Here is a 13,242-nt window from a genome sequence, read left to right as displayed (position 1 = left end):
AGCCGACGAACGAAGGAGCAGGACTATGTTGACCACCATGAACAGGTTCGTCACCGCTGGTCTGGTTGCTTTGACAATTGCGGGCACCACAATTGCCACCACCAGCCAGGCAGAAGCACGTAATAATTTCGGACGCGGATGGGGCGCTGGTATCGCTGGCGCTGTTGTTGGCGGCGCTTTGATAGCGGGGCCCCGAAACTATTATGGCCCACCGGCCTACCGCTACACGCCCGTTTACAGTCAGCCCGTCTACGGCCCACCTGTCGTCTATCAGCCCGTTTATCCCCGTTGCCATCTGGCATGGCGTCAGGATGGCTACGGCGATATGTATCGTGTGCGTGTCTGCAATTGACGGTGCAGGGACGGACTGATCAGTCCGTCTTCGCCTCATCGCTCTCCGGTGTCATCGCGACGGCAACATTCTGGTCTGCCGCCGCAATCGACGTTGGCAGGGCGACGTGTCGCTGCCGCTCGCGGATGAGTGTGATGAGGCCGGAGCCAATGATGAGCGCAATTCCCACCAGCATCCAGCCATCGACGTGGTCGCCGAATATCAGATAACCGAACAGGATGGCCCACAGCATCTGGCTATATTGAGTGGGACCGATGACCACAGCGGGCGCGTATTTCGCTGCATACATCACCAGCACGTTGGCAATAGCGCCCAGAAGGCCGTAGCCCGCCAGGAACATCCATTGCTCGGCATTGGGTAGCGTGAACGACGATGTCATCGCCACGCCGCAGATGACCAGCGTTCCCAGCAAACCCGCGCCATACAGCGAGATATTCTTTTCCGATGGCCCCATGGCTCGAAAAATGACGATGGAGATCGCGCCGCACAGACCGGCGACGATGGCGGCGAAATGTCCGGTCGACAGCTCACGGAAACCCGGTCTCAAGATAATCAGAACACCGGCAAAACCAATGATGACGGCAGACCAGCGCTTGATGCCAACCTGTTCCTTCAGGAACAAGACCGACATGATGGTGACGAAGGCGGGCAGCAGGAAGATCAGCGCGAAAGCTTCGGCCATCGAAAGATGTGTAAAGGCCGTAACAGACGTGATGGCACCAAGACCTGAGGTCACGAACCGCAGCAGCCAGAGTGGACGGTTGGTGGTGCGGATAATATCGCGCCAGTCGTCGTTGCGCTTGCGGATGAAGGGCAGGGCCGCAAGGCCAAAGAGCGCGCCGAAAAAGGCGGACTGAATGGGCGACAATTGCCCTTCGATGAGCTTCACGCTCGCATCGCTCCAGGCGTAAGCCGCAAAGGCTGCGAATGCGAGCAGAATGCCCTTCAACGTGCTATCGGACACGGAAACACCAAAACGTTAGGGGCCGGAAATCGCCAGCAGGGAGGCGCTGACGATCAGTTCATTGCCCTATGCTCTTCCAGCTTCAATCTGGCAATATCCCGCAGTGCATTAATCAGCACTTCCTTGCTCTGCGCACCGCTGACCGCATATTTCTGATCGAGGATGAAGAACGGAACACCTGATACGCCCATCTGCTGGGCAGCATCGATTTCCGCTACGACCGTATCCTTGTCCGCATCAGAAGCCAGAAGCTTCTCTACGACGTCGCGGTTCATTCCAGCCTTTTCACCGATATCTGCCAGCACAGCGTGGTCGCCGATATTGCGACCTTCCTCGAAGTTGGCGCGGAACAATTCATTGACGACTTTTTCCTGAAACTCGCGGCCTTCGGCATGTGCCCAAAGCGACAGGCGGTGTGCGTCCAGCGTGTTGGGACCGACCTTGATGGCGTCAAAGTCGAAGGCGATGCCGACTTCCTTGCCAAGCTGTGTCAGCATCTCGTGCGCCTGCTCAACCTTTTCCTTGCCGCCCAGTTTCTTTTCAAGCTCGGCCTTCTGGTCGACACCCTCGGGCGGATAGTCCGGGTTGAGGCGGTAGGGACGCCAGTTGACGTCGACGCTCACTTCATCGAGAATTTCAGCCAGTGCCAGATCGAGCCGCGCCTTGCCGAGATAGCACCATGGGCAGACCATGTCCGAGACGACGTCGATAACAATGCGTTGCATGGTGCTTCCCTTTCAAACCTTGAAATGTCCGCTCCATCTAGGGGCGTCGTTGCGGTTGCGCAAGGCGTTACCTCAAGAGAACCATCACGCGGGCCTTACTGAACGCGCGCATCCCACCACGTGGTTTTCTGGTTGCCCAGAAGCGGCGTGGTCTCAGGTCGCTCGATATATTTCCACCGCGCAACCCACTGCGCACCGATGTAATAGAGCGGGATGATGTAGTGCCCTGCGGTCAGAAGACGGTCATAGGCACGCACGGCGGCCTGGAAGTCCTCCGTGGAGCGCGCCTGCAACAGCGCCTCCAGCATGCGGTCTACGTCGGGATCGGCAACACCCGCATAATTGAAGCTGCCATTGGCATCGCGCGAGCCCGAGCCCCAGCGATTGAGCTGTTCGGCCCCCGGCGACAGCGAGGACGGAAGCGAGCGGATGATCATGTCATAGTCGAAACTGTTGGAGCGGGCCTGATACTGCCCGTCATCGACGGAGCGGATGGCCATGTCGACACCGATCAGGCGCAGCGATCGCTGGTATGCCAGCGCGATCCGCTCCTGTGCCGGGTTCTGCGTCATGATCTCGAAGGAGAGCGGACGCCCCTTGGCATCCGACATCTTTCCGCTTTTGATGGTGTAACCGCCCGCCTTCAGCTTATCGACGGCGAGTTTCAGCACTTTACGGTCGGCACCCGAACCATCGGTCACGGGCATGGCATAGGTACCGGCCAGCAGCGCGGGTGGAAGTTTTTTGGCGGCGTCACCCAGCAAAGCCAGTTCACGATCGTCTGCGGCATTGCCGAAGGCGCCGAGCGTGGAGTTCTGCCAATAGCTTTGCGTGCGCTGGAACGCACCGCCGAGAATATTGCGGTTCATCCATTCGAAATCGAGCGCGAAAGACAGGCCCTCGCGCACGTTCTTATCGGCAAAGATGGCGCGTCTCGTGTTGAAGACGAGGCCGAACATGCCCGATGGCAGACGTGATTCGAAAACGTCGCGGGCAATTTCACCGCGATGCACAGCTGGAAAATTGTAGGCTTGGCCCCAATGGGAGCTGTCAGCCGAGCCGTTGATGGCGTCACCTTCCGGGTAGATGTCGATATCGCCCTTCTTGAAGGCCTCGAACATTGTCGTGACCTGCAGAAAATAGAGGATGCTGATCTCGTCGTAATTATCAGAGCCGACCTTGGAAGGCACATCCTTGCCCCAGTAATCCGGGTTGCGCTCCCACACGACGCGCTCACCTGGGCGCAGGGTTTTGATTCGGTAGGGACCGGAGCCAACCACGGGGCCGAGGCCGCCTTGCTCGAATGTTGCTTGGTCGATGGCGTGCTTGGGCAGGATCGGTGTCGAGGACGCAAGAATGAGCGGTGTCTCGCGATTCGCGTTTTCGTTGAACGTGAAGCGCACGCCGTGCTCGCCGATCTTCTCCATCTTCGCGACGCCATTCAGGCGGCTGTTGAAGGGCGGGCGGCCCTTCTCCTTCAAAAGATTGAAGGTGAAAATCACATCATCGGGCGTAACCGGCTGACCGTCCTGCCATTTCGCTTTCGGATTGATGTTGAACTGAATGTAGGTGCGGTCGTCGTCCCACTCTGCCGTTTCCGCCAGCAGGCCATAGAGCGAGAACGGCTCGTCGTTGGAGCGCTGCATCAGCGGCTCATAGAGAAGATTGCCGAACTCCGGGTCCCAGACGCCGCGTGCTGTGGTGCGCATGCCCTTCAAAACAAAGGGGTTGAGGCTATCGAAGGTGCCGACGACGCCGTAGGATATGCGGCCACCTTTTTTCACGTCCGGGTTCACATAGGGGAAATTCTTGTAATCGGGGGATAGGGCAACCGTGCCATGCATCGAAATCCCGTGGAGTGGTTCCGCCAGCGCCAGACCTGAAAAAAGAAGGGCCGGGATGAGCGCCAAAAGGCTTCGCATGTTCATGTCCTGTCGCATTCGGGCTGTTTATCCGCAGATCGTCACGGCTCGCCTGTCTTGTATTGATTCCCGCGCGAATGTATCACACACGACTATGGCAGGCATCCGACGAGAGAAAACTTGTCGGGCTTCTCTAAAAAGTCAAAGAAGTGCTGGATATCGCCTTCAACGGGATGTAACAGGTTTGCCGAAACCCTCGGGTCACGCATTTGCCTCATTTAAACGACAGTGGAACGGGCAGACGGATACCGGTGATGCTAAGCAGTTCGTCCTGTTCTGCTTCGCATAAGAAAATTCAGGAGACGGAACTCTTATGATGCAAAACGCAAACACATTCAGCCGCGCAGCCTTGTCTGCTCTCGTTCTTTCGCTGGGTGCCGTGTCTGCACCGGCCGTATCGCAGGCTCAGCAGGCAGCTCCGGCTGCCGGAGGTCCTGGCGCACCACCGCTCGGCTGGTTCAAGACATGCAGCAAGCAGGAAGACAATGATGTTTGCGTCGTGCAGAACGTTGTTCTCGCCCAGAACGGCCAGATGATCACAGCTGTCGGCCTCATCAGCGTTGAAGGCAAGGTCAACCGCAAGCTGCTTCAGGTTTCGGTGCCAACAGCGCGCCTGCTGCCGCCAGGTGTGATGATGCAGATCGATGGTGGCAAGGGCCAGAAGCTCGATTACGCCGTCTGCCTGCCCGACAAGTGCACAGCTGAAGTGCCGCTCACAGACGCGATGATCGCCAGCATGAAGAAGGGCACGGAAATCGTGTTCACTTCCATCAACTTCCGTCGTGCACCGAACCCGATCAAGATCGCACTCAGCGGCTTCACAGGTGCTTATGACGGCCAGCCGATCACACAGTCCCAGCTCGCCGAAAGCCAGCGTTCGCTTCAGGAAGGCATGCAGAAGAAGGCTGAAGAGGCTCGCAAGAAGCTCGAAGCCGCTCAGGACGCTGCCAAGACCAAGCCTGCAAACTAAGACATCGACATTGAAAAACCGGCCTGAAATCTCAGGCCGGTTTTTTTGTGCAAAAATTTCTGGAAACGATCAGTGAGTCATCGCTGATTTCGCTCGCAGCTCGCCACTGGGAGTGGTGTCGAAAATACGAGAGATGTTCGGATTTCGCAGGGGCTGGTCGCTTTCGTCGTGGACGAGGTTCTGCTCGGATACGTAGGCGACATACTCGGACTCATCGTTTTCTGCCAGCAGATGGTAGAAGGGTTGGTCACGCTCCGGACGGATTTCCGCGGGAATCGCGTTCCACCATTCCTCAGTGTTGGCATATTCCGGGTCTACGTCGAATACCACACCGCGGAACGGAAACACCCTGTGGCGAACGACCTCACCAATCGTAAATTTTGCGTCTCTTTGTTTCATGGCATGCACATCCTTTCCCACTACAATTTGGGGGTTGGATATAAAATATCAAGATATGGGGTTGCATGGCTGGCTTCCGTCTTTCGCACACATGCGTTGTTCGGGAAGAAAAAAGGCGCCCCGAGAGGCGCCTTTTCAAAATGTAGCGGTTACGCCGAGTAATACATGTCGAACTCGACCGGGTGAGGGGTCATTTCGAAACGCATGACTTCGTGCATCTTCAATTCGATGAAGGCATCGATCTGGTCGTCGTCGAACACGCCGCCCGCGGTCAGGAACTTGCGATCCTTGTCGAGGCTGTCGAGTGCTTCACGCAACGAGCCGCAGACGGTCGGGATCTTCTTCAGTTCCTTCGGTGGCAGATCGTACAGATCCTTGTCCATTGGCTTGCCCGGGTGGATCTTGTTCTTGATACCATCGAGGCCAGCCATCAGCATCGCGGCAAAGCCGAGATACGGGTTCTGGGCAGGGTCCGGGAAGCGAACTTCGACGCGCTTTGCCTTCGGGTTGGAGCCGAAAGGAATGCGGCAGGATGCCGAGCGGTTGCGGGCGGAGTATGCCAGCAGAACCGGTGCTTCGTAACCCGGCACCAGACGCTTGTAGGAGTTGGTTGTCGGGTTGGTGAAGGCGTTGATCGCCTTGGCATGCTTGATGATGCCGCCGATGTAGTAGAGGCATGTTTCAGACAGGCCAGCATATTCGTCACCCGCGAAGGTCGGCTTGCCGCCCTTCCAGATGGACTGGTGAACGTGCATGCCCGAACCATTGTCGCCGAAGATCGGCTTTGGCATGAAGGTTGCCGTCTTGCCGTAAGCGTTTGCGACCTGATGGACCACATACTTGTAGATCTGCATCTTGTCGGCGCTGGACACCATCGTATCGAACTTCACGCCCAGTTCGTGCTGAGCCGATGCGACTTCGTGGTGATGCTTTTCAACGACCACGCCCATTTCGCCCAAGACGGTCAACATTTCGGAACGCATGTCCTGAAGGCTGTCGACTGGCGGAACCGGGAAATAGCCGCCCTTGACGCGCGGACGGTGGCCGAGGTTACCGGTCTCGTAATCCGTGTCGTCGTTGGACGGCAGTTCGGACGAATCGAGCTTGAAGCCCGTGTTGTAGGGATCGGCCTTGTACTTGACGTCGTCGAAGACGAAGAATTCGGGCTCAGGTCCAACGAAGATCGTATCGCCGATACCGGACGCCTTGAGGTAGGCTTCAGCCTTCTTGGCTGTGCCGCGCGGGTCGCGATTGTAGGACTCGCCGGAGACAGGATCGAGAATATCGCAGATGATGACCATGGTGGACTGTGCGAAGAACGGGTCCATGTGGACCGTTCCCGTGTCCGGCATCAGCACCATGTCGGATTCGTTGATGGCCTTCCAGCCGCCGATCGAAGAGCCGTCGAACATGACGCCATCGGCGAACATATCTTCGTCCACGCAGGCCACATCCATGGTCACGTGCTGCAGCTTGCCCTTTGGGTCGGTAAAGCGCAGGTCCACGAACTTGACGTCGTTGTCCTTGATCTGCTTGAGAATATCGTTTGCGGTCGTCATTTGAAACTTTTCCTTGAGTGTTTTGATAACAAGGTGAAGCCCCGGCTTTCCCGGGTTCAGTCTTTTTATATGGCGTCTACGCCTGTTTCACCCGTACGAATACGGATGACCTCTTCCACGTTGGAGACGAAAATCTTTCCGTCACCAATGCGTCCGGTCTGTGCGGCATTGCGAATGGCCTCGATAACGGCATCCGCATTCTCATCCGCAAGCACGACTTCGACTTTTACCTTCGGCAAGAAGTCAACGACGTACTCTGCTCCGCGATAGAGTTCCGTATGGCCCTTTTGACGACCAAAGCCCTTAGCTTCCGTAACCGTTATTCCCTGGAGTCCGACTTCCTGAAGGGCTTCCTTCACTTCGTCGAGCTTAAAAGGCTTAATGATCGCTTCGATCTTTTTCATGAGAAAATATCTCTCCGCTTCTCCCGTTCAAGCGGTCTTTCCGCTCTGCCACAAGAATGCACGTATCGTGCCAGATCGGAAGTCGGTTTGATTAAAAAATCTTTGAAAAATGGCTGGACACAGCGGAATTTGATTCAACTTCACTGTTTCCGTGGATAAAAATACTGCGTGTTGTCCACGCAGCAGTCATTTTTTCACGATTTCGCCAAATTTCAAACCTGTTACGGACAGGTAGATCAATGAAAGGGAGTGGTCAATTATTGTACATTTGCATATATTTTATGCATTCACTAATGCCTATTTTTTCCACCGATTGCCTTTTGTCTGTTTTTGAGCTGAATATGCAGACATGATGTTTCCATTCCAACATGTCCTGATCGATCCGGCTGCCATGGCGCGCATCGACGCGACCGCCGAAGCGAGCGGCATCTCCGTTTCATCTCTGATGGAACGGGCAGGGCAGGCTGTTGCAGCCAGCGTTCTCAAGCACTACCCACAAGCCCTGCGTTATGTCGCGCTGTGCGGAACCGGCAACAATGGCGGCGATGGCTTTGTCGCGGCGCGGGCTTTAAAGGCAAACGGCGCCGAGGTTGCCCCTTACGTGTTTGGCGATGTTTCCAAGCTGAAGGGCGCTGCAAGGCAGGCGTTCGATGCAATGGGGATCGCCAGCGAGCCGCTTGGCGGCTACGTTCCGCGCTCTGGCGATGTTGTGATCGACGCGATCTTTGGCGCTGGACTTTCGCGTGATGTGCCCGTCGAGGTGACGGCTGTGATCGATGATGTCGAGACGGCCTCCATTCCCGTGATCGCCGTCGATATGCCATCCGGTCTGTGCGGACGGCGCGGTGTTCCGCTCGGGCGTTCGTTTCGGGCAGAGCGAACCGTCACTTTCATGGCCCGCAAACCGGGCCATGTTCTGATGCCGGGTCGTTCCCTGTGCGGCGCGCTCGACGTTTTCGATATTGGTATCCCGCATAGAATTCTGGAAGCGCATCGCAGCGGCATGTTTGAAAATGGCTCCTTCCTGTGGGTGGGATCCTTTCCAAGGGCTGACGAAGATACCCATAAATTCAAGCGCGGGCATTTGACCGTGTTTTCCGGTCCCTCTTACGCCACGGGTGCGGCCCGCATGGCTGCGATGGCTGGTTTTCGCGCAGGAGCAGGCATCGTAACGGTTGCGGCGCCACATGATGCCATTGGTGTTCTCTCGGCAACGCTCACGGCGGTCATGGTGGCAGGAATCGAAAGCGAAGACGAGCTTTCTGCGTGGCGGGAAGACAAGCGTCATGGAACTTACATCCTTGGCCCCGGCTTCGGTGATCTGGAGCGCGCGCGCCGGTTTGTCTCGCTTCTGAAGGACAGGGCACTGGTGCTGGATGCCGATGGCATCACCGCGTTCCGGCACGATCCGCAGCAGCTTTGCGATCTCTTCGCGCAAGATGCGCCCCGCATTTTGACGCCGCATGAAGGTGAATTCGGACGGCTTTTTCCCAAGATCGTTGCAGACAAAACGCTCAGCAAGATCGAGAAGGCGCAGGCGGCTGCGGCACTCAGCAACGCCGTGATCGTCTACAAGGGTGCAGATACCGTCATTGCCGCGCCGGATGGGCGTGCAACCGTCAACACCAACGCGCCTTCCTATCTGGCGACAGCCGGATCTGGAGATGTGCTGGCTGGCATTGCCGGCGGGTTTCTCGCGCAGCAGGTTCCCGCGTTCGAAGCCGCCGCTGCCGCGGTCTGGCTCCACGGTCAAACCGCACAGCGGCTCGGTCCAGGACTGACGGCCGAGGATTTGGCGGCGGCCGTCAGGCCGTTCTCACCTTAATGAACGGGCTTGCTCTGGCTGGCGATGGCGGCCATGCGGGATGCGTTGATGACCAGCTTGCGCTCGGCACGTTCCTGCTGTGGTGTGCGATTGTAGATTTCGCGGTAACACTTGGAAAAGTGCGACGCGGAAACGAAGCCGCAGGCAACGGCGACTTCCACCACCGGCATGGCGGATTGGACCAGCAGATGTCTTGCCCGGTCCAGCCTGATTTCCAGGTAGTAGCGGGCAGGGGAACGCCCCATTTCCTGCCGGAACAGTCGCTCGACCTGTCTGCGTGAAAGATCGGCATCGTCGGCTATGTCGAGCAATGACAGCGGCTCGGACAGGTTGCTTTCCATCAATTCGATAATCGATAGAACCTTGTCGTTCTGCACCCCGAGACGGGCCCGGAGCGGCAGGCGCTGGCGGTCATGCGGGTTGCGCACCCGGTCCGTCAGCTGCTGTTCGCAAACGCGGTTGACGAGGTTTTCGCCAAAATCCTGGCCAATCAGGTTGAGCATCATGTCCAGAGAGGCTGTGCCGCCCGCGCAGGTATAGATGTTACCATCGACCTCGTAGAGATCGGCGTAGACTTCCACTTGCGGAAAGGCCTCGGAAAAGCCTGGCAGGTTCTCCCAATGGATCGCGCAGCGCTTGCCATTCAGCAATCCCGCCTGGGCAAGCACATGCGCGCCGGTACAGAGACTGCCGACGGCAATGCCCCGATTATGCGATTCACGCAGCCATGCATTGACGGATTTGTTGCTGTATTGCTCGATATCGATGCCGGAACAGATCAACACCATGCTGGGACGGTTCTCGCCGCTGATAGATTTGCGCTCTTCTGCCAGCGATGTGTTTGCCTCCAGCGCAATCCCGCTGGAGGAGGCGACCTTCTGGCCGTCGCTGGAGGCGAGACGCCATTCATAGGCGGCATAACCCAGCATGCGATTGGCGATACGCAAGGTTTCTACCGCAGCCGTGAAGGGCAGCATGGTGAACTGTGGAACCATGAAAAACACGATAATGCGCTTTTTGGGAGGCGTTTTGCTCACGGCGACCATGCTCCATTGCGGAAACGCAATTCCTTGCTTGGAAATGGTCCGCTGTATATCGCGTTTGCGACACTCCTGGGACAAGATACGACGCACGCCTGTTGCTGTCAAAAAACTTATTCGGGAAAGCCTGCACCGCGGAGGCGATAGCACGCAGATGTGAGGTTCGCAGGGATCTGGCACCCGATATTTTGCATTTTATTAATATTGTTTTCAATTTTTAAGCGCAGTCTTCAGACTTATCGTCCACTTGCGCGTTCTATCGACGTGAACGCTGGCAGCGGCTCTGAGAACCGATGCCACCGGGTCGTCTTTTGTTACGGTGTCGGGTCGCCCGCGAATGGCTCTGCCATTCCTGCCCGGCGCTTTCGAGCGGAGTATTGCGTATGCGTGAAGCTTGCCTCACTGTTCTCGTCGTCGAAGACGAACCGATCATTCGATTTACGCTTGTGGATGTGCTGGAAGAGGCGGGCTACCGCGTGCTGGAGGCCTCCAACGTGCTGGAAGCCATCGCCGTTATCGGCAAGGTGGACACCATCTCCGCCGTTATCACAGATATAGACATGCCGGGCGGCCTGTCGGGTTTGGATCTGGTGCGGATGCTGTCATCGTGTCAGGAGCAGATTGCCGTGATCGTCACCTCCGGGGGGCATGCGCCGAATGCGCTGGAACTGCCAGATGATGTTCGTTTCTTCAGCAAGCCCTATCATCTCGACGACATCTTTTTTGCATTGCGCGCGGGCATCGCAGCCAAGACCAAAAGCACCCGTCGAAAGATCGCTGTGCGACTGGAAGGCCTGCAACTCAGCCACTGAACGAAAAACGCCGGGATTTCTCCCGGCGTTTCTTTTCGTCGCTCCAAGCCGATATCAGGCGGCGCGCAGCAGCACCATGGTTCGGCCTTCGACGGAGTAGGTTTCACCGTTTGCGATCTTGTCGGCGCTCGCATCCGGGTCGGCCGTCGTCAGTTCCGTCATCCAGCCGTGTTCGGCGTCCGGCAGTTTGAACTCCACGACCCCATCATGCGGGTTGAACAGGATCAGCACGTCGCGCCATTCATCCACATCGCCGTTGTCGTCGTCTCGTGACAGGCGAAGGCCCAGCGATGTGCTGCCTGGATCTTCCCACTGTGCCTGCGTCTGCTCTCCACCGCCCGGGTTCAGCCAGGTGATGTGCGTGCCGTCACGCCAGTTTTCACGACGCAGCACCGAGTGGTTCTGGCGCAGCTCGATCAGCTTTGCCGTAAACTTGCGCAGTGTCTCGGCACTTTCTGGCAGATTTTCCCAGTGTACCCAGCTCAGTTCGCTATCCTGGCAATAACCATTGTTATTGCCCATTTGGCTGCGACCGAACTCGTCGCCGGCCAGCAGCATCGGCGTGCCGTGGGACAAGAGGAGGGTGGCCAGGAAGTTGCGCTTCTGGCGGTCACGCACGGCGTTGATGCCTTCGTCGTCGGTCGGGCCTTCCACGCCGTAGTTGAAGCTGCGGTTGTGGTCGTGACCGTCCTTGTTGTCTTCGCCGTTCGCCTCGTTGTGCTTCTCATTGTAGGAGACGACATCGTTCAGCGTAAAACCGTCATGCGCGGTGATGAAGTTGACGCTGGACCAGGGCCTGCGGCCACGCAGATCATAGACATCGCCAGAACCCAGAACGCGTGCGGCGAAGTCGCCCGCGGTGCCGTCCTCGTCCTTCCAGTATTCGCGCACCGTGTCGCGGTACTTGTCGTTCCACTCTGCCCAACCGGGCGGAAAGCCGCCGACCTGGTAACCGCCGGGGCCGATATCCCAGGGTTCGCCGACCAGCTTCAGCTTCGACAGAACGGGGTCCTGACCCACGGCATCGAAAAAGCCGCTACGTTGGTCGAAGCCTTCCGGCTCACGGCCAAGGATGGTGCCCAGATCGAAGCGGAAACCATCGATATGCATGTCTTCGGCCCAGTAACGTAGCGAGTCAGTGACCATCTGGAGAACACGCGGATGCGATGTGTTGACGGTGTTCCCCGTGCCGGTGTCGTTGATGTAGTAGCGCGGCTGATCGGGCATGGTGCGGTAGTAGGAGAAGTTGTCTATACCCTTGAACGAGAGGGTCGGTCCAAGCTCGTTGCCCTCTGCCGTGTGGTTGTAGACCACGTCGAGAATCACTTCGATCCCGCCGTCATGGAAGGCGCGAACCATATCGCGGAAACCGGCCATGCCCTTCGGGCCATAATAGCGTGATGCAGGCGAGAAGAAGCCGAGGGAATTGTAACCCCAGAAATTCTTCAGGCCCTTGTCCAGCAGGTGCGAATCATCCGGGAAAGAGTGGATAGGCAGAAGTTCGACGGAGGTTACCCCGAGGCTCTTGATGTAATCGACGATGTGCTTGTCGCCCAGACCTTCATAGGTGCCGCGAAGGTTTTCAGGCAGTGCCGGGTGCAGCTTCGTAAAGCCCTTGACGTGGGTCTCGTAAAAAATGGTCTTCGACCATGGCACGTTCGGCTTCTGGTCGCCCGACCAGTCATAGTCCGAGGGATCGATGACGCGGCACTTCGGCATTTTCGCAGCGCTGTCGCTGTCGTTGAAGGAAAGGTCCTTCTCTTCTGCGTCCAGAATATAGCCGAATTGCTCCGAACCCCATTGGATATCGCCGACGAGTTCGCGCGCGTAAGGGTCGACCAGCAGCTTGTTGGGGTTGAAGCGGTGGCCGTTCTCCGGGTCGTAAGGTCCGTGAACGCGATAACCGTAGAGGGCACCGGGCTTCAATCCTGGAATAAAGCCGTGCCAGATTTCGTTGGTGAATTCGGGCAGGGTGATGCGTTCGATCTCGTTTTTACCGCTCTCGTCGAAAAGGCACAATTCGACGCGCTCTGCGTGGGCGCTGAAAATGGCGAAGTTGACGCCATCGCCGTCGAAATTCGCGCCAAGGCGGGTGAAGTCGCCGGGCAGAATGCTGGAACCGAACTGGGCCATAAATATCCTCATGCTTGATAGGTGCGTGGGGAAATGTGGTGGCGGGGTATTTGTTCCGCACTGCAAAAAAATGGCTCGCAGACGGTGTCGTGCGAGCCATTCAGAGGTTTATGGAAACGGATGTTATCGGCGAACAA

General features: G+C 57.3%; 12 protein-coding genes. 4 read left to right on the top strand and 8 right to left on the bottom strand.

Annotation, left to right across the window (positions count from 1 at the left end; genetic code table 11):
- Window positions 1–25 precede the first annotated feature (25 nt).
- A complete protein-coding gene (locus tag RMR21_RS08725) occupies window positions 26–352 on the top strand; it encodes a hypothetical protein (protein WP_498667552.1) in 327 nt (108 codons plus the stop codon).
- Window positions 353–371: 19 nt separating this feature from the next.
- On the opposite strand, the gene RMR21_RS08720 is transcribed toward RMR21_RS08725, so the two are convergent.
- The 3 genes from RMR21_RS08720 to RMR21_RS08710 all read right to left on the bottom strand — a co-directional run bounded on the left by RMR21_RS08720 (window position 372) and on the right by RMR21_RS08710 (window position 3,963).
- Entirely contained in the window at window positions 372–1,316 is a 945-nt protein-coding gene (locus tag RMR21_RS08720; RefSeq protein ID WP_498667550.1) for a DMT family transporter, read from the bottom strand.
- 53 nt (window positions 1,317–1,369) lie between these two features.
- Window positions 1,370–2,041 (bottom strand): DsbA family oxidoreductase, encoded by a 672-nt coding sequence (locus tag RMR21_RS08715; RefSeq protein WP_498667549.1) that lies wholly within the window; start codon window positions 2,039–2,041, stop codon window positions 1,370–1,372.
- 95 nt (window positions 2,042–2,136) lie between these two features.
- Window positions 2,137–3,963 carry an extracellular solute-binding protein gene (locus RMR21_RS08710; protein ID WP_498667547.1) on the bottom strand — a complete coding sequence of 609 codons (1,827 nt, stop codon included), beginning with the start codon at window positions 3,961–3,963 and terminating at the stop codon, window positions 2,137–2,139.
- A gap of 313 nt (window positions 3,964–4,276) precedes the next feature.
- Between RMR21_RS08710 and RMR21_RS08705 the strand changes: the two genes are divergently transcribed.
- Window positions 4,277–4,933, top strand: coding sequence for an invasion associated locus B family protein (locus tag RMR21_RS08705; protein WP_174153297.1), 657 nt, complete (start codon window positions 4,277–4,279; stop codon window positions 4,931–4,933).
- A 69-nt stretch (window positions 4,934–5,002) separates the two neighbouring features.
- On the opposite strand, the gene hspQ is transcribed toward RMR21_RS08705, so the two are convergent.
- From hspQ to RMR21_RS08690, 3 genes are all read right to left on the bottom strand, one after another.
- Window positions 5,003–5,332: a heat shock protein HspQ gene (gene hspQ, locus RMR21_RS08700; RefSeq protein ID WP_498667546.1), complete on the bottom strand. Its 330-nt coding sequence runs from the start codon at window positions 5,330–5,332 to the stop codon at window positions 5,003–5,005.
- Window positions 5,333–5,481: 149 nt separating this feature from the next.
- Window positions 5,482–6,891, bottom strand: coding sequence for a type I glutamate--ammonia ligase (glnA, locus tag RMR21_RS08695; protein WP_174153295.1), 1,410 nt, complete (start codon window positions 6,889–6,891; stop codon window positions 5,482–5,484).
- A gap of 65 nt (window positions 6,892–6,956) precedes the next feature.
- Window positions 6,957–7,295 carry a P-II family nitrogen regulator gene (locus tag RMR21_RS08690; protein WP_007753933.1) on the bottom strand — a complete coding sequence of 113 codons (339 nt, stop codon included), beginning with the start codon at window positions 7,293–7,295 and terminating at the stop codon, window positions 6,957–6,959.
- 349 nt (window positions 7,296–7,644) lie between these two features.
- Between RMR21_RS08690 and RMR21_RS08685 the strand changes: the two genes are divergently transcribed.
- Window positions 7,645–9,120, top strand: a complete 1,476-nt coding sequence (locus tag RMR21_RS08685) for an NAD(P)H-hydrate dehydratase (protein ID WP_498667544.1) — start codon at window positions 7,645–7,647, stop codon at window positions 9,118–9,120.
- Here the strand turns inward: RMR21_RS08685 and RMR21_RS08680 are convergent.
- Window positions 9,117–10,166 carry a GlxA family transcriptional regulator gene (locus RMR21_RS08680; protein ID WP_498667542.1) on the bottom strand — a complete coding sequence of 350 codons (1,050 nt, stop codon included), beginning with the start codon at window positions 10,164–10,166 and terminating at the stop codon, window positions 9,117–9,119. The two genes, RMR21_RS08685 and RMR21_RS08680, sit on opposite strands and share 4 nt — an antisense overlap.
- A 377-nt stretch (window positions 10,167–10,543) precedes the next feature.
- On the opposite strand from RMR21_RS08680, the gene RMR21_RS08675 reads away from it, so the two are divergent.
- The gene (locus tag RMR21_RS08675; RefSeq protein WP_498667541.1) at window positions 10,544–10,972 is read left to right on the top strand and encodes a response regulator; all 429 of its coding nucleotides are present in this window, start codon (window positions 10,544–10,546) and stop codon (window positions 10,970–10,972) included.
- Between the two features lie 54 nt (window positions 10,973–11,026).
- Here RMR21_RS08675 and glgX read toward each other — a convergent pair whose 3' ends face one another.
- The gene (gene glgX, locus RMR21_RS08670) at window positions 11,027–13,105 is read right to left on the bottom strand and encodes a glycogen debranching protein GlgX (RefSeq protein ID WP_498667540.1); all 2,079 of its coding nucleotides are present in this window, start codon (window positions 13,103–13,105) and stop codon (window positions 11,027–11,029) included.
- Between the last annotated feature and the right edge of the window lie 137 nt (window positions 13,106–13,242).

Origin of the sequence: Agrobacterium sp. rho-8.1, from assembly GCF_033957725.1 — a bacterium.
Lineage (GTDB): Bacteria > Pseudomonadota > Alphaproteobacteria > Rhizobiales > Rhizobiaceae > Agrobacterium.
This window is presented reverse-complemented; position numbering and strand designations above follow the sequence as displayed.